Raw genomic sequence first — 16,404 nt, forward strand, 5'->3', positions numbered from 1 at the left:
GGCGGAATAGGCAGCCCGGATCATACCGGCGATGGACAGCGCCGCCAATCGGCGATGAGCCATGGCCGCCCGCAACCTGTCATGCAGCCGATCCCGTCAAGCGGTGGCAGGCCGGAGCCCGCATCCGGCACGAGATTGTCCTCGGACGATGACGGCGAAAATCTCAACGTTCCGCCCCCGCAAGGACTTGCTCCCAGGCGATCTGGGCCGTCGCGCCCAAGCGCCTGAACGGCTCTGGAGGAAGCCAATTGGGGCCGCTCAGCGCGAGGCGGTCGCTCAGGAGCCGGGACTGCGACCCGCAGGCGAGTTCGGCCAGCAACCTGCCATGGATCGTGCCGCGCGTGACACCGGCGCCGCCACAGCCGACGGACGCGAATATTCCCGGTCGGACGCGCCCGAAATAGAAGGCGCCATTATGGGTCACGGCGGTCAGGCCGCCCCAGACATGCTCGAATTCGTGGCTTTTCATCTTCGGGAAGCGGTTCCGGTAGAGCCGCGCCAGCATGGCCCGGACCTCAGCGGGATCGAGCTCGCTCTCATAGGAATCGCCGCTCCTGATGAGCAGGCGTCCCATGGTCTTCCTCATCGTCGTGCCCATGCGGTGCGCCGGCAGCGCGCCCCATTCCGGCTCTTCGCCCAGGAGGTTCAGCTGGGTCTCATCGAGCTCGGGCGTGAATGCGCCGTAGGTGTAGATGCCGATCATCCGGTTGCGGACGATCCCCAGCGAGCGGGCATGCAGGTTGTTGGTGATGAAGAGCCGGTCCGCGACGAACTCGCCGCGGCTGGTCTGCACCCGGACCGGCGCATCGCCGCTGAACGCGTTCACGATGGTGTTCTCGATCAGGACGACGCCATCGGGCAGGCTGTCGGCGAGGCCCCGATGAAGCGCCGCCGGCTGGACGAGGGCCCGCGTCAGGGACTGGATGCCGTAGCGATAATAGTCGGTCCCCAGAATTCGCCGCAGTTCGTCGGATCGGTAGTCCCGCGAGGCGATGTTCCAGGCCTCGTAGCGATCGCGGGTCGCCCGAGCCGATGTCTCGCCAAGGGATGTGGCGGCGGCGGTGATCGCCGGCACGGTCTCCTGCCAGTTGCAGTCGATCGCGTGGGTCGCGACCAGCTGGCGCAGCCAGTCGAGCCCCGCCTGGACCAGCGCGATCTGCCGCGCGGCCCAATCCTCGGTGAATCCGGCGGCATTGGCGCTCGGCTCGCCGGGATTGACCAGCAGGAAGCCGGAATTGCGGCCCGAGGCCCCTTCCCCGATGGACGAGGCATCGAGCAGGAGCACCTCTTCGCCCGGAACGAGCTCGGCCAGCCGGCGCGCAGCGGCGAGGCCGGTATAGCCCGCGCCGACGATGATGGTGCGGAAGCGCCGGTCCTTCGGGACCTGTTCCCGGGCGATGCGGTGCGGGAGCAAGGCGTTCCAGCCCGAGCGTGACCTGTAGGCGGGGGCTGCGTTCGAGCTTTTCATCTCACATCACGGCGCGGTGCCGTCCCGGCTTCAGTCTGCGATCATGCGTTCGCTCGCTAGGCCCGGCACGGCCGCCAGCAGTTCGCGGGTGTAGCTCGCTTCGGGCTCCTGGAAGACGCGCTGCGCCGGACCGAGCTCGACGATCCTGCCACGCTGCATCACCGCGATCCGATCGCAGATATTGGAAGCGACGCGCAGGTCATGCGTCACGAAGATCATGGCGAAGCCGATGCGGCGCTGCAGGTCCTCGAACAGGCGCAGCACCTGGGCCTGCACGGAGACGTCGAGAGCCGAAACCGCCTCGTCCGCGACGATGATCGCAGGCTCCATGGCAAGCGCGCGGGCAATGCAGATCCGCTGGCGCTGGCCGCCGGAGAACTCGTGCGGGAAACGGTCGAGCGCGTCGCGCCTGAGCCCGACGAGCTCCATCAGATCCTCGGCGCGCGCGATGGCATCACCACGCGAAAGCCCGTGCTGGACCGGGCCTTCGATCAGGGATTGCCCGATGCGCCGGCGCGGATTGAGCGACTTGTAGGGGTCCTGGAAGACCATCTGGATATGGCGGCGCATGTCGCGCAGGGCCGCACCGGCGAGCCCCGCGATATCCTGCCCCTTGAACAGGATGCGCCCGGAATCCGGCGTCTCGAACCGCAGCAGCGTCTTCGCGAGGCTGGTCTTGCCCGAGCCGGATTCGCCGACCACGCCGAGCGTCTCGCCCGCCGCGAGCGTGAAGGACACGGCATCGAGCGCCCGCGTCTCCCGCCTGGCGCCGAAGAAGCTGGTATTCCGATAGGTCAGGGACAGTGCCTCGACCGCGATGACCGGCGTATCCGCCGCATCCGGCCGGGAGCGGTAGCGGAAACGTGGTACGGCCTCGATCAGGGCACGCGTATAGGGATGTTCCGGCGCCTTCAGCACCTTCTCGGGCGCGCCATGCTCGACGATGTCGCCCTGGCGCATCACCACGACATGATCCGCGACATCGGCCACCACGCCGAAATCATGGGTGATCATCAGGACGCCGCTATCGTGCTTGGTGAGCAATTCGCGGAAGAGCCTGAGGATCTGGGCCTGGGTGGTGACATCGAGCGCCGTCGTCGGCTCGTCGGCGATGATCAGCGCCGGCTCCAGCGCCAGCGCCATGGCGATCATGACGCGCTGGCGTTGCCCGCCGGAGAGCTGATGCGGATAGGCCCGCGCGAGCCGCTCCGGCTCCGGGAGCTGGACGTCGGCCATCAGCTCGCGCACGCGCGCCTGCCTCTGCTCCGCGCTCGTGCCGGGCCGGTGAATCTGCAGCACTTCGGCGATCTGGTCGCCGACGCGCATGACCGGGTTCAGCGCGGTCAGCGGCTCCTGGAAGATCATCGCCATTCGGCTGCCGCGCAGCTGGCAAAGCCGCTCCGGCGAGGCGACGGCGATGTCCTCGCCCTCAAGCCTGATCGTGCCTCCGGAGATGCGCAGCACCTTCTCGGGCAAGAGCCGCATCACCGCCGCGGCGGTGACCGACTTGCCGGAACCGGATTCACCGACCACGCACAGGATCTGCCGACGATGCACGTCGAACGAGACGTTGCGCACCGCATGGCTCCGGTCGAGGCCCTCCGGCAGCGCGACGCTCAGGTTCTCGATCCGCAGGATCGGTTCGCAGGTGGTCATGACGACACCTTCGCGGCGCGGGACAGCCTGGGGTCGAGCCGGTCACGCAGCCCGTCGCCGAGCAGGTTCACCGCCATCACCGTCACGGCGAGGAACAGGCCGGGCGCGATGATCGTCCATGGCGCGCGCTGGAACACCGCACGTCCCTCGGCGAGCACATTGCCCCAGCTCGGGATATCCGGCGGGAAGCCGACGCCGAGGAAGCCGAGCACGGCCTCGGCCAGGATCGCCGCGGCGAACATGTAGGTCGTCTGCACGATCAGCGGCGCGATGCAGCTCGGCAGGATATGGCGCAGCAGCACCAGCAGCGGCGGGATGCCGAGCCCTTCCGCCGCACGCACATAGGATTCCTCGCGCACGCTGAGCACGACGCTGCGCACCAGCCGCGTGACGCGCGGGATCTCGGAGAAGGTGATCGCGGCGACGATGGTGACGACGCTCGGGCCGACAAGCGAGACGAGCGCCACGGCGAAGAGGATGCCGGGGATCGCCATGATGCCATCCATGATCCGCATCACGATCGGGTCGAGCCAACGGAAATAGCCCGTCAGCAGGCCGATCGCGGTGCCGACGGCCGCGCCCGCGAGCGCCGCGAGCAGACCGACGAGCAGGGAGATGCGGCCGCCATGCAGGACCAGCGCGAAGACATCCCGGCCGAGCGCATCCGTGCCGAACCAGAACTCCTCGCCCGGTGGTCGCAGCCGCTGCCGCGGCCGGATGAGGAAGGCGTCGTCGCCGGTGATCAGCGGTGCGAACACGGCGAGCAGGACGATCGCCAGCAGCAGGATGCCGCTCAGCAGCGCGACCCGGTTCGTCAGCAGCGCCTCGACGAGGACGTTGCGCCGCGCGATGGAGGAAGCCTGTCCGGTTGCCGACATCACCGGCCTCAATAGCGAATGCGCGGATCGACGATCACATAGGCGATGTCGATCAACAGGTTCACGCCGACATAGATCAGCGCGAAGAACAGCATCAGCCCCTGCACGACCGGATAGTCGCGGGCGAGGATCGCATCGATCGTCAGTCGGCCGACGCCGGGCAGGTTGAAGACGCTTTCGGTCACCACCACGCCGCTGATCAGGAGCGCGATGCCCAGGCCGATCACGGTGATGATCGGCACAGCGGCGTTCGGCAGCGCATGGCGCCAGAGCACGCGGCGCTCGACATTGCCCTTGGCGCGGGCCGTGCGGACGAAATCCTCGCCGAGCACTTCCAGCAGGCTCGAGCGCGTGACACGCGAGATCAGCGCCATGAAGACCAGCGCCAGCGTCAGCGACGGCAGGGCGAGATGGCGCAGCGCGGCGAGCGGATCCTCGAACGGGCTGACATAGCCCTGGACCGGAAAGAGATCGGCCTTCACCGAGAGCAGCAGGATCAGGATATAGCCGATCACGAAGGCCGGCACGGAGAAGCCGACGACCGAGAGCATCATCACGGCCCGGTCGATCCAGCTGTTATGGCGCCAGGCGGCGACGGCGCCGAGCGGCACCGCGATCACCACCGTGATCAGGATCGCGCTCAGGGCCAGGACGAGCGTCGGCTCCAGCCTGTCGAAGATCAGGCTGAGCACCGGGACCTTGGAGAGAATCGAGAAGCCGAGGTCGCCGCGGGCGATGGCGGCGAGCCAGGTGAAATATTGCACGACCAGCGGCTGGTCGAGCCCCATCTGCGAGCGGATGCGCGCGAGCGCCTCCGGCCCGGCGCTCTCGCCGGCGATGATCAGCGCGGGATCGCCGGGGCTCAATCGCAAGAGCAGGAAGACGATGGTGGCGACGACGAGCATCACCGGCACCGCCATCGCGATCCTGAGTGCGATCAACCGCAGCATCAGGCTTTGCTCACGTCCCAGGCGACCATCACCGCCGATGGCACATAGTCGGAGACGGTGGCGCGGAACGCCTCATAGTCGAAATAGGTGCCGAGCGGGATGTAGAAGACCTGCTGATAGGCGCGCTTCTGCATCTCCTCGACGATCGCCTTCTGCTTGGCCGGATCGGTCTCGCGCTGGTAGCGCCCCTTGAGCGCCTCGGTCTCGGGATCGTCGACGAAGCCGGTATAGGCCGCCTTGCCGCGCGCATCGAAATTCAGGTTGCCGAGCGGCGAGATCAGGTCGATCCGGTCGAAGACCGCGTGCGCGAGGTTCCAGCCGCCCTCGGCGACGGGCTCGGGCTTGGCACGGCGTGCCAGGAAGGCGCTCCATTCCATGGTCTGGATCTCGGAGGGGATGCCGATCTGGCGGAGCAGCTGCTGGGTCAGCGGCGCGAGAGGCGCGAAGGAGGCGACATCGCCGGGCGTGATGATGACGACCTTCTCGCCCTTGTAGCCAGCCTCCTGCAGCAGCGCCTTGGCCTTGGCGAGATTGGGCTTGCCGGTATCGGGAAAGCCGATAGCGGTCTCCAGCGGCGTGCCGCAGCCGAAGAAGGCCGGGCAGATCTGATAGGATTCGGGATCGCCGATCGAGGCGTCCATGTAGTCCTGCTGGGTGACGACCGCCTGAACGGCCTGCCGGACCTTGAGATTGTCGAAGGGCGGCTGGGCCCAGTTGAAGCGGATGGTCGAGGCGCTCGGCCCGGCCTTGCGCCGGACCACGACATCCTTGTTGCCCTGGAGCAGGGAGCGCTGGTCGGCGTTCAGGCTTTCCAGCAGGTCGATCTCGCCCTTGGCCAGCGCGTTGATCGCGGTCTGGCGGCTCGGGAACCAGACCACTTCGACACGGTCGACCTTGACGACCTTGCCGCCGGCCAGGCCACTCGCCGGCTCGCTGCGCGGGACGTATTTCTCGTTGCGCTCATAGGCCCAGCTGACGCCGGGGCGGAACTCGGCGGGCAGGAAGCGGAACGGCCCGGAGCCGACCACCTCCTCCAGCACCTTGTCGGCCGGGAGGTCGGCGATGCGCTTGGGCATGACGTAGAGCGGGATCGAGCTCGGCCGCGCGAAGGCCTCGAACATCGGGCCGAACGGCTCCTTCAGCGAGATGCGGAACGACTTGTCGTCGAGCGCCTCCATCCCCGTCGTGACGGCGGCGAGGCGCAGGCCGATGACATCCTTCTTCGCCCAGCGCGCGATCGAGGCGATGCAGTCGGCCGCGGTGACCGGCTGCCCGTCATGGAAAGCCAGGCCGTCACGCAAAGTGAAGGTGTAGGCCAGCTTGTCGGGGCTGATCGACCATTCCTTCACCATCTGCGGTTGCGGCCGGTACTGCGCATCGACCGCGAACAGCGTGTCATAGACCATGAAGGCATGGTTGCGGGTGATGTAGGCGTTGGTGACGACCGGGTCGAGCACGCGCAGGGCCGCGTGCGGCGCCAGCCGCAACGTCTTCTTTCCCTGCGCCCGCGCGGGATTCATCGTGGCGAAAAGTGCGCCGGCGGACAGCGCCAGGGCCTCGCGTCGGTTGATCAGCATTGGTTCCGTTCCCTTTGTCGAGCGGGTTGCGTGCCCGCTTCGTCGATGAATTGCGTTTTCGTCAGTAGATCCGGCCCCTGCGGGGGTCTGGCCAGAAGGAGGTGCCCGCCCGCGCGGCGCCGCCGCCGGCCCCCATCGGCACGCCATCGGCGCGCCAGCAGGCCGCGCCCGTCATGGCGCCGTCCGGCCCGAAGCCGATGATCCCCATGCCGCCGGCGACATGGTCGACCGGCGCGACCTTGTGGCCGAGCCCGACCAGCGCCGTGCGTACCGCCTCCGGCACGCCGCGCTCGATCTCGGCTTCCTGCCCCCAGGTGAAGACGCGGGGCGCCTCCGCCGCCTCCTGCGGGCTCATGCCGTGATCGACGAGATTGAGGACCGCCTGCATCGCCGAGGCCGGGATGCGGTGCGCGCCGGGCAGGCCGAGCGCGAAGAGCGGGTTGCCGTCGCGCTTGCCGATCAGCGCGGTGATGCCGCTGGTGATGCGCTTGCCGGGCTGGAGCGAGAGCGCCTTCCCCGGGTGAGGATCGAACAGGTACATGTAGTTGTTCGGGATGATCCCGGTGCCGGGCACCATGATCCGCGCCCCGAACAGGCTGTTGATCGTCTGGGTCGAGGTGACGATATTGCCCTCGCCATCGGCGATCGTGACATGGGTGGTGTTGGCCGATTCATTGGAGAGGATGCGGGCCTCGAAGGCGCCGGCGCGGCCGCGGTCGATCTCCGGCCGGCGTAGCGCGGCATAGTCCCTGGAGATCAGCCGGGCGGTCGGCACATCCACGAAATCGGGATCGGCCGTGACGGCGCGCCGGTCGGCGGCGGCGATCTTCAGCGCCTCCAGCACGAGATGCAGCGTCTCGGCCGTGCCGAAGCCGAGCTGCCCGATATCATAGGCCTCGAGCAGGTTGAGGATCTGCAGCGTCTGGACGCCGCCCGAGCAGGGCGGCGGCGGCCCGACGATCTCGACGCCGCGATAAAGGCCGCGCACGGGCTCGCGCTCGATCGTCCTGTAGGCGGCGAGGTCCTCGAGCCGCAGGAAGGAGCCGGCCTCTTCAAGGTAGCTGGCGATGCGCCTGCCGAGCGCGCCGCCATAGACGGCTCCCGGGCCCTCGGCCGCGATCTGCCCGAGCGTTCCGGCATAGTCCTTCTGGACCAGCAGATCGCCGGCCGCCAGCGGCTCGCCGCCCGGCAGGAACACCGCCGCGATCGCCGCATCGAGCGCGAGATCGGGCGCGATCTCGCGAATGCAGGTCGCGAGATAGGGCGAGAGCCGGAAGCCGCGCTCGGCATGGCGGATCGCCGGCTCGATCAGGTCGCGCAGCGGCAGGCGGCCGAAGCGCTCCGCCGCCTCGCACCAGGCCTTGAGCGTGCCGGGCACCGCGATGGCTTTGGGGCCGACGCGGTTGGCCCGGCCCCTGGTCTCCATATAGTCGGGCCATTCGTCCGAGATCGGCGTGTAGCTGTCCGGGCGTGCCGCCGCCGGCGCAGTCGAGAGCCCGTCCAGCACGAGCTCGCGGCCATCGGCCAGACGGATCAGCGCCGCGCCGCCGCCGAGGATGCCGACCATCATCGGCTCGACCACGGTCAGCGTGAACAGGGCCGAGACTGCCGCGTCGACGGCATTGCCGCCGGCGGCCAGCATTTCGACGGCAGCAGCGGAGGCCAGGGGGTGGTTCGTCACCGCCATGCCACGATGCGCGGCGACTGCCGTCTTCTCGCAGGTGAAAGGGCTTCCCGCCCGGTCGCGCCAATTCATCGCTGCCAACCCGATTTCGCTGGTCAGTGATTATCGGCCCGGACAGTCAAATCAGTCCAATACGCGGTCTGCGCATTTTTGATAATTTGAGATTATTAGACGGGGTTGGCGGCGGAGGCGCTCCTGCGGGCATGGGCGGCGAAGGCGCGCGCCACCGGCGAGGGCTCGTTGCGGCGATAGGCGACGGCGAGCTCGGCCAGCACGGGCGAGCCCGCGATAGCGCGATAGCGCAGCCCGGGGACCTGGATGCTCTGCAGCGACTGGGGCACCAGCGCCACGCCGAGGCCGACGGCGACCATGCTGGCGATGGTGACGAAATCACGCCCCTGCGGGCCGAGCCGCGGGAAGAAGCCGGCGGCCCGGCAGGCGGAGGTCGTGTGCTCGTGGAAGCTGACACCGGCGGGATGACGCGGCGTGATGAAGATATCGCCGTTGAGGGCCGAGAGCGGCACGCGTTCCTGCCCCGCGAGCGCATGGCTTTCCGGCAGGGCCAGCATGATCTCCTCGAAGAGGATCGGCGTCGAGACGATGCCGAGCGGCAGCGGCACCGGCGGCCGGATGAAGCCGATATCGAGCTTGCCCTGGTCGAGCTGGTCGAGCTGCGGCAGCATCTCCATCTCGGAAATATGGAGCTCGACCTCGGGATAGGCCGTACGGAACTGGCCGATCATCGTCGTCAGCGCGCCGGTATAGGCAGCCGAGCCGACATAGCCGATTGCGATGCGGCCGAGCTCGCCGCGCCCGGCGCGGCGCGCCACGAGGAGCGCCGTCTCGGTCTGCTGCAGGGCCTTGCGGGCCTCCTCGACGAAGAGCTCCCCGGCCAGGGTCAGCTTCACCGAGCGGCGCGTGCGGTCGAAGAGCTGCGTGCCGACGATCTCCTCGAGATTGCGGATCTGCTGGCTCAGCCCGGGCTGGGCGATCCGCAGCCTCTCGGCCGCGCGGCCGTAGTTCAGCTCCTCGGCGGTCGCCAGGAAATAGCGCAGATGCCGCAATTCGAGCATCGCGCTGCTGGGGCGGCGGCCTGGCACCATGATGTCCTCCACCTCTTAAGAAGTCTGAATTCTTGAAATCTCCGGATTGGCATATTGGACTGATCTAACGAGGCTCAGCAATATCGGTGCGACCGACCGGCCCTTCGCCTACACTGCCGGTCCTGCTCGCGAGTTGCGCATGAACGCCTCCTCACCGCCGCCGCGCGGTCTCCCTCACAGCGCCCATTGGGGCAGCTTCTTCGCGCATCGCGACGGCGAGCGCCTGGTGGTGACGCCGCATCCGGACGATCCCTCGCCCTCCCCGATCCTGGGCAACCTCACCGACGTGCTCGACCACAAGGCCCGCATCCGGCGCCCGATGGTCCGTCGCGGCTGGCTCGAGGCAGGCCCCTGCCCGCGCGAGCGCGACTTCCGGGACGATCTCGTCGCGGTCGGCTGGGACGAGGTGCTGGACCGGCTCGCCGCCGAGATCGGCCGCGTCCACGAGAGCTTCGGCCCGCAGGCGATCTATGGCGGCTCCTATGGCTGGGCGAGCGCCGGGCGCTTCCATCACGCCCAGAGCCAGATCCACCGCTTCCTGAACCTGGCCTGCGGCGGCTATGTCCGTTCGGTCAACAGCTACAGCGCGGGCGCCTCCTCGGTCATCCTCCCGCATGTCGTGGGGCCGTTCGAAGCCCTGTCGCGGCGCAACGTCACCTGGGAACAGGTCGCCGAGCACAGCGACTTCGTGCTCGCCTTCGGCGGCATGCCCCTGAAGAATTCGATGGTCGCCAGCGGCGGCGTCACCCGGCATGTCGAACCTGACGCGATGACGCGCGCCGCCGCCCGCGGCTGCGAGTTCTGGTCGGTCAGCCCGCTGCGCGACGACATGCCGGCGGAAGCGCGCCCGCATTGGCTGCCGATCCGGCCCGGCACTGATGTCGCGCTGATGCTCGCGCTCGCGCACACGCTTGTCGCGGAAGGGTTGCACGACCGCGCTTTCCTGGATCGCTACTGCGTCGGCTTTGACGCCTTCGCCGGCTATCTGGCGGGCACGTCCGATGGTACCGTCAAGGATGCCGGCTGGGCGGCCGCGCTCACCGGCATCGATGCCGCCACGATCCGCGCCATCGCCCGCAAGCTGACCGCCGGGCGCAGCCTGATCACCGTCGCCCATGCCCTCCAGCGCGCGCAATATGGCGAGCAGCCGGTCTGGATGGCCGCGGTCCTGGCCGCGATGGTCGGCCAGATCGGCCTGCCCGGCGGCGGCTATAATTACGCGCTCGGCGCGATGGGGCACACCGGGCGCCGCGTCAATGCGGTGCCGATCCCAACCATGCCGCAGGGTCGCAACGGCGTGAGGACCTTCATTCCGGTGGCACGCATCGCCGACATGCTGCTGAACCCGGGAGCGCCCTTCGACTATAATGGCGAGACGCTGGCCTATCCGGAGATCCGCCTGGTCTACTGGGCCGGCGGCAATCCCTTCCATCACCACCAGGACCTGAACCGCCTGCGCCGCGCCTTCTCGCGGGTCGACACGATCATCTGCCAGGACAGCGCCTGGACGCCGATGGCGCGCTTCGCCGATATCGTGCTGCCCGCCACCATGTCGCTGGAGCGCGACGATATCGGCGCCGCCGCCACCGACCCGCGGCTGATCGCGATGAAGCGGATCGCGGAGCCCGTCGGCGAGGCACGCGACGATTTCGAGATCTTCCGGGGCTTGGCGCAGCGCATGGGCTGCGAGCCGAGCTTCACGGAGGGACGCATGCCGGCGGAATGGCTGGAGCATCTCTACGAGCCGACCCGCAGCGCGCTCGCGGCGCAGGGCCTGCCGGCGCCGTCCTTCGGCGAGTTCTGGGAGCGTGGCGAGATTCCGCTGCCCTCGGCGCCGGATGATGGCGGCCTGCTGCGCGCCTTCCGCGAGGATCCCGACCGCACGCCCCTGCCGACCCCGAGCGGCCGGATCGAGATCGTCTCGGCGACGATCGGCAGCTTCGGCTACGACGACTGCCCGGAGCATCCGGCCTGGCTGCCGGCGACCGAGCAGCCGGATGCCGACGCGCCGCTGACCCTGATCGCCAACCAGCCGGCGACGAGGCTGCACAGCCAGCTCGATTTCGGCTCCTACAGCCAATCGGCCAAGCGGCGCGGCCGCGAGGTGGTGCGGCTCAATCCGCAGGATGCCGCGGCGCGCGGAATCGCCGATGGCGACCTGGTCCGGCTGTTCAATGCCCGCGGCGCCTGCCTGGCCGCCGCCCGGACCAGCGAGGGCGTGATGCCCGGCGTCGTGAATCTCTCGACCGGCGCCTGGTATGATCCGCTGGAGGACGGCAGCGGCCAGCCGCTCTGCGGCCATGGCAATCCCAATGTCGTGACGCGCGATGTCGGCACCTCAAGGCTGGCGCAGGGTTGCTGCGGGCAGGTCACCACGGTTCAGTGCGCGCGCTTCGACGGCGAGCCGCCTCCAATACGCGCCTATGATCCGCCCGGCGATGCGGATCGCACCCGATGACGGGACCGCTGACCGGCATCCGGGTGCTCGATATGACCTCGGTCCTCATGGGCCCCTATGCGACCTCGATCCTCGGCGACATGGGCGCCGACATCATCAAGCTGGAAGCGCCGGAGGGCGACCTCATCCGTCAGGTCGGGCCTAGCCGCAGCGGGACCATGGGCGGCATGTTCATGCATGCCAACCGTTCCAAGCGCAGCATCGCGGTCGATCTCAAGAAGCCGGCGGGCCGGGACATCGCGCTGAAGCTCGCCGCGACGGCAGATGTGCTCGTCTACAATCTGCGGCCGCAGGCGATGGAGCGGCTCGGGCTGGGCTACGAGGCCGTGGCGAAGGCGCGCGCCGACATCATCTATGTCGGCACCTTCGGCTTCGGGCAGGATGGCCCCTATGCGGCCAAGCCCGCCTATGACGACCTCGTCCAGGGCCTGTGCGCCGTGCCTTCCCTCGTCGCCGAGGCCGGCGACGGGACGCCCCGCTATGCGCCGATCAACATCGCCGACCGCGTGGTCGGGCTGCACGCGCTCGCCGCCATCCTCGCTGCCTTGCGCCATCGCGACCGGACCGGCGCGGGGCAGCGCATCGACGTTCCGATGTTCGAGACGATGGCCAGCTTCGTGCTCGGCGATCATCTCGGCGGCCTGAGCTACGAGCCGCCGCTCGACGATGGCGGCTATGCGCGCCTGCTGGCGCCGGAGCGCCGGCCCTTCCGGACCTCCGACGGGTTCCTCTGCGCGGTGATCTATACCGACCGCCACTGGCAGCGCTTCATCGAGATCTCCGGGCGCGAGGCGTGGCGCGGCGATCCACGCTTCGCCAGCCATGCCAGCCGCACGCGCCATATGGCGGGCATCATGGAAAGCGTCGCCGAAATCTTCCTCGGCCGTTCGACGGCGGAATGGGAGAGCCTGCTCGGCGCGGCCGATATTCCGCATGCGCGGATGCACACGCTCGCCTCGCTGCTGGAAGACCCGCATCTGGCCGAGGTCGGCTTCTTTCCGGTGTCCTCGCATCCTTCGGAAGGAGAGATCCGGACGATGCGGGTGCCCTCGCGCTGGAGCGCCAGCCAGCCCGAGCCGGCAAGGCCTGCGCCTCGCCTCGGCGCGGATAGCCGCGAGGTGCTGGGCGAAGCGGGCTATTCCCGCGACGAGATCCGCCGATTGATCGCGGCCGGTGCCGTGACCGCCGCCGACTGCCAGGACTGACCGGCAGAGGTTCAGCCTCCAGGGCTGACCATGGCGCAAGCCATCGCCGGCGAAGCGCCGTCGTCAGGCCATAAACAGCAGCGATGGCCCGGTCACCCGGCACCGCTCTCCCCGGCTGCGAACGTCTGCTTCGGGAAAAGCGCCAACGTCGCATGTGATGCGCGGCGAAATGGCGGTTGACTCAAAAACTGAACCGTGTTCCAAAAAGAACAAGGTTCAGGAAAATCGCATGGCTGCATCGCTTCTCGATCGCGCGTTGAACACGCTGGAACTGATGTCGACCAGGCTCGGCGGCGTCAGCGTCACCCTGGTCGCCGAGGAAGTCGGGCTCCCCAAGAGCGGCGCCCATCGGTTGCTCGCCGACCTGATCCGCCTGGGCTATGTCAGGCAGGATCCGGAAAGCGAGCGCTACCACCTCACCACGCGCCTGATCTCGATCGGCCTCGCCTATCTCTCCGCGAGCGGCATCACCGATATCTCCCAGCCGATCCTCGATCGCCTCGCCAATGAGAGCGGCGAGCTCGTCCGCATGACCGTAGTCGACGGCGACCACCTGACCTGGGTCGCGAAGGCGCAGGGCGCCCGCTCCGGCCTGCGCTACGATCCCGAGATGGGTGGGCATCCCGTCCTGTTCTGCACCGCGACCGGACAAGCCTGGCTCGCGAGCTTCAATGACGACGAGGCCATCGCCCGCGTCGTGAAGCAGGGTTTCGGCAAGCTCGACGAGCACGGGCCGAACGCGCCGCGCACGATCTCTGCCCTGGCCGAGGCTCTCGGACGAGCCCGCGCCAAGGGCTATGCCCATGTCGACCAGGCCGCCGAAGCGGGCACCTCGGCGCTCTCGGCGGCCATTCTCCATCCGCGGACAGGCGTGGCCATCGGCACCGTCAGCATCGCCGGCCCCTCCTCCCGGTTGACGCCGGACCACGCGGCACGGCTCGCCACGCCGCTGCTCGCAGCCGCCAGGGAACTGTCGGCGGCGAGTGCCGGCTCCGAGCTTTTCACCGACAAGGCCGCCGCTCACGCGGCCGGCTGAACGAAGCCCTCAAGAGGACGATTGCGATGACCGTTCTGACGGCGCCGACGCGCGCGCCCGCTCCGCTCCGAAAAGCCGTGCTGGCACGCCCCTTCAAGGGTGTGATCTCGGCCCCGTTCATGCCGATGCACGGCGATGGCGAGATCGACTGGGCCTCGCTGCGCCGCTACATGGACTGGATCGCCGGCCAGTACCCGAGCGCGATCGCCGTCAACATGGATGCGGCCGAGGCGCCGGCGCTGAGCAATGCCGAGCGCGTCGAGGTCATGCGGGTCTGCGCCGAGGTCGTTGCGGGGCGCGTCCCGCTGATCTGCGGCCTGATCGGCGGCTCGACCGACCAGATGATCGCGCATGGCCGCGATCTCGTCGCGGCCGGGGCCGAGGGCTTCTGCGTCTTCCCGCCCTTCCCCGTCTTCATGGGCGCGCCGATCCCGCCCGAGATGATCCGGCGCTTCCACGCCGACATCGCCGATGCGCTCGGCCTGCCACTGATCGCCTTCCAGTTCCCGCGTGGCTGGGGGCCGGATTATTCCGGCGAGATGCTCGATGCGCTCGCCTCGATCCCGCAGGTGATCGCCATCAAGGAATCCTCCTTCGATGCCAACCAGACCATCCAGTCGGTGCAGAGCGTCAAGGCCCTGCCCGATCCGATCGGCATCCTCACCGGCAGCGATACCTTCATCTACGAGGCGATCCTGATGGGCTGCGACGGCGCGCTGATCGGCTTTGCCGGCACGGCCGTGGCCGAGCTCATGGCGATGAACGAGGCGGCGCAAAACGGCGACGCGCAGAGGGGCCGCGAGATCTGGGAGCGGCTGGCGCCGATCGCCCGCTATTGCTGGCGAGCGCCGATCCGCGATTTCCGTCCGCGCATGAAGGAGATCCTGAGATTGCAGGGGCTGATCGCCGACGGCGCCGTCCGCCGGCCCCAGCTCGGCATTTCCGAGGCCGAAAAGCGCGAGCTCGCGCGCCTGGCGCAAGCGGCCGGCCTCATCTGACGACACGGCCGATCTGAACGAAAAAGCGTCCGGACGCCGATCCGGACCGGAGGGAGGACATCATGTTCGAGACGCATATCACCCGACGCGGGCTGGTCGGCGGCGCAGCGACGCTCGCTGCCGCCTCGACCCTGCCGGCGCCGTTCGTTCGCGCCCAGGCGCAGCGCCGCCTCGTCTTCTGGCACAGCTATTCCCAGAAGGAGCGCTCCGACGCGATGCGGCAGATCGCCGATCGCTTCGAGAAGGCCAATCCGGGCGTCAAGGTCGATATCGAGATCGTGCCCTGGCCGGCCTTCCCGCAGAAATGGCCGGCGGCGATGGCGGCCGGCACCTTGCCGGATGTCACGATCCTGCTGGCCGAGAATGCCGTGCCGATGGCGCTCGCCGGCGCGCTCAACCCGATGGACGACGTGGTCAAGGCGCTGGGCGGGGCCGAGGCCTTCAAGGGCGATATCGCCAGGACGACCGGCCTGTTCCGCGGCCAGCATGTCTCCGTCCCCCACTACGTCCATAACCGGTTGCTCGTCTATCGGAAGGACCGCCTGGCCGAAGCCGGCATGCAGCCGCCGGTGACCTGGGACGATGCGCTGAAGGTCGCGATCGCGACCACCAAGGCCCCCGACCATTTCGGCTGGATCCCGAAGCTGGCCAAGGGCGACACGGGCGGGGGCTTCCTGCTCTGGATGATGGCGCGCTCGGCCAACGGCTCCTTCTTCGACAAGGACGGCAAGGTCAGCTTCGACAGCGCGCCGGTGAAGGACGCGACCGCCTTCATCGTCGAGCTGGCGCGCAAGGCCGGCGGCCCGGGCGTCACCGACTACAAGATCAACGACAATTTCAGCCTGGTGAACAGCGGCAAGACCAGCCTGGCGGAGGATTCCGCCGCGATCGTCGCCGGCGCCGCCAAGGATGCGCCAGCCGTCGCCGAGCAGCTCGACGCGACCTTCATGCCGAGGCGCAAGCGTGTCGGGAACCTGCTCGGCGGCATCTCGGTCGCACTGCCGAAAGGCAAGAACCCAGCCGATGGCAAGGAATTCGCCAGGTTCCTCTTCGCGGAAGAGAACTATACGCCCTTCCTCCTGACGATCCCGCTCTTCATGTTCCCGAGCCTGAAGCGTGCGGAAGGACCGTCCTTCTTCGACAATCCGACGATCAAGCGCTTCCGCAACGTCGTCGACGTCACCTTGAAAGGGCTCGAAGACACCAGCCTCGCCGGCATGGAGCACGGGCTCAATCCCTATGCCGGGCCGGTGATGAACAGCTACGCGGTCGAGGACATGTTCCAGCGCATCCTGCTGCGCAACGAGCCGATCGACCAGGCTGTCGGCACGACGGCGAAGCAGATCGAGAAGGTCGTCGGCGACGTGCGCACCCGCTTCGACAGGGGCTGA

The 16,404-nt window shown here is 68.5% G+C and carries 12 protein-coding genes; 5 read left to right on the plus strand and 7 right to left on the minus strand.

What is annotated here, in order from left to right; translation table 11 throughout:
* Window positions 1-163 precede the first annotated feature (163 nt).
* The 7 genes from EV560_RS17460 to EV560_RS17490 all read right to left on the minus strand — a co-directional run bounded on the left by EV560_RS17460 (window position 164) and on the right by EV560_RS17490 (window position 9,316).
* Window positions 164-1,468: an NAD(P)/FAD-dependent oxidoreductase gene (locus tag EV560_RS17460; RefSeq protein ID WP_131857055.1), complete on the minus strand. Its 1,305-nt coding sequence runs from the start codon at window positions 1,466-1,468 to the stop codon at window positions 164-166.
* Window positions 1,469-1,498: 30 nt separating this feature from the next.
* Complete coding sequence (locus tag EV560_RS17465) at window positions 1,499-3,124, minus strand: dipeptide ABC transporter ATP-binding protein (RefSeq protein WP_131857056.1); 1,626 nt, start codon at window positions 3,122-3,124, stop codon at window positions 1,499-1,501.
* Window positions 3,121-4,002 (minus strand): ABC transporter permease, encoded by an 882-nt coding sequence (locus EV560_RS17470; RefSeq protein WP_131857057.1) that lies wholly within the window; start codon window positions 4,000-4,002, stop codon window positions 3,121-3,123. Before EV560_RS17470 ends, EV560_RS17465 begins: the two co-directional genes overlap by 4 nt.
* An 8-nt stretch (window positions 4,003-4,010) precedes the next feature.
* Complete coding sequence (locus EV560_RS17475) at window positions 4,011-4,952, minus strand: ABC transporter permease (RefSeq protein ID WP_131857058.1); 942 nt, start codon at window positions 4,950-4,952, stop codon at window positions 4,011-4,013.
* On the minus strand, window positions 4,952-6,529 hold the full coding sequence (locus EV560_RS17480) for an ABC transporter substrate-binding protein (RefSeq protein ID WP_131857059.1): 1,578 nt from the start codon (window positions 6,527-6,529) through the stop codon (window positions 4,952-4,954). Before EV560_RS17480 ends, EV560_RS17475 begins: the two co-directional genes overlap by 1 nt.
* 61 nt (window positions 6,530-6,590) lie before the next feature.
* Window positions 6,591-8,285 (minus strand): gamma-glutamyltransferase, encoded by a 1,695-nt coding sequence (gene ggt, locus EV560_RS17485; protein ID WP_248312098.1) that lies wholly within the window; start codon window positions 8,283-8,285, stop codon window positions 6,591-6,593.
* A gap of 95 nt (window positions 8,286-8,380) precedes the next feature.
* The gene (locus EV560_RS17490; RefSeq protein ID WP_131857060.1) at window positions 8,381-9,316 is read right to left on the minus strand and encodes a LysR substrate-binding domain-containing protein; all 936 of its coding nucleotides are present in this window, start codon (window positions 9,314-9,316) and stop codon (window positions 8,381-8,383) included.
* A gap of 139 nt (window positions 9,317-9,455) precedes the next feature.
* On the opposite strand from EV560_RS17490, the gene EV560_RS17495 reads away from it, so the two are divergent.
* The 5 genes from EV560_RS17495 to EV560_RS17515 all read left to right on the plus strand — a co-directional run bounded on the left by EV560_RS17495 (window position 9,456) and on the right by EV560_RS17515 (window position 16,404).
* Window positions 9,456-11,774: a molybdopterin guanine dinucleotide-containing S/N-oxide reductase gene (locus EV560_RS17495; protein ID WP_131857061.1), complete on the plus strand. Its 2,319-nt coding sequence runs from the start codon at window positions 9,456-9,458 to the stop codon at window positions 11,772-11,774.
* Window positions 11,771-12,979 carry a CaiB/BaiF CoA transferase family protein gene (locus tag EV560_RS17500; protein WP_131857062.1) on the plus strand — a complete coding sequence of 403 codons (1,209 nt, stop codon included), beginning with the start codon at window positions 11,771-11,773 and terminating at the stop codon, window positions 12,977-12,979. The genes EV560_RS17495 and EV560_RS17500 overlap by 4 nt, the downstream gene beginning before the upstream one ends.
* Window positions 12,980-13,208: 229 nt before the next feature.
* A complete protein-coding gene (locus tag EV560_RS17505) occupies window positions 13,209-14,015 on the plus strand; it encodes an IclR family transcriptional regulator (protein ID WP_131857063.1) in 807 nt (268 codons plus the stop codon).
* A 26-nt stretch (window positions 14,016-14,041) separates the two neighbouring features.
* Window positions 14,042-15,013 carry a dihydrodipicolinate synthase family protein gene (locus EV560_RS17510; protein ID WP_131857064.1) on the plus strand — a complete coding sequence of 324 codons (972 nt, stop codon included), beginning with the start codon at window positions 14,042-14,044 and terminating at the stop codon, window positions 15,011-15,013.
* Window positions 15,014-15,075: 62 nt separating this feature from the next.
* The gene (locus EV560_RS17515) at window positions 15,076-16,404 is read left to right on the plus strand and encodes an ABC transporter substrate-binding protein (protein WP_131857065.1); all 1,329 of its coding nucleotides are present in this window, start codon (window positions 15,076-15,078) and stop codon (window positions 16,402-16,404) included.

The organism is Allobosea sp. BK604 (assembly GCF_004341515.1).
GTDB lineage: Bacteria > Pseudomonadota > Alphaproteobacteria > Rhizobiales > Beijerinckiaceae > Allobosea.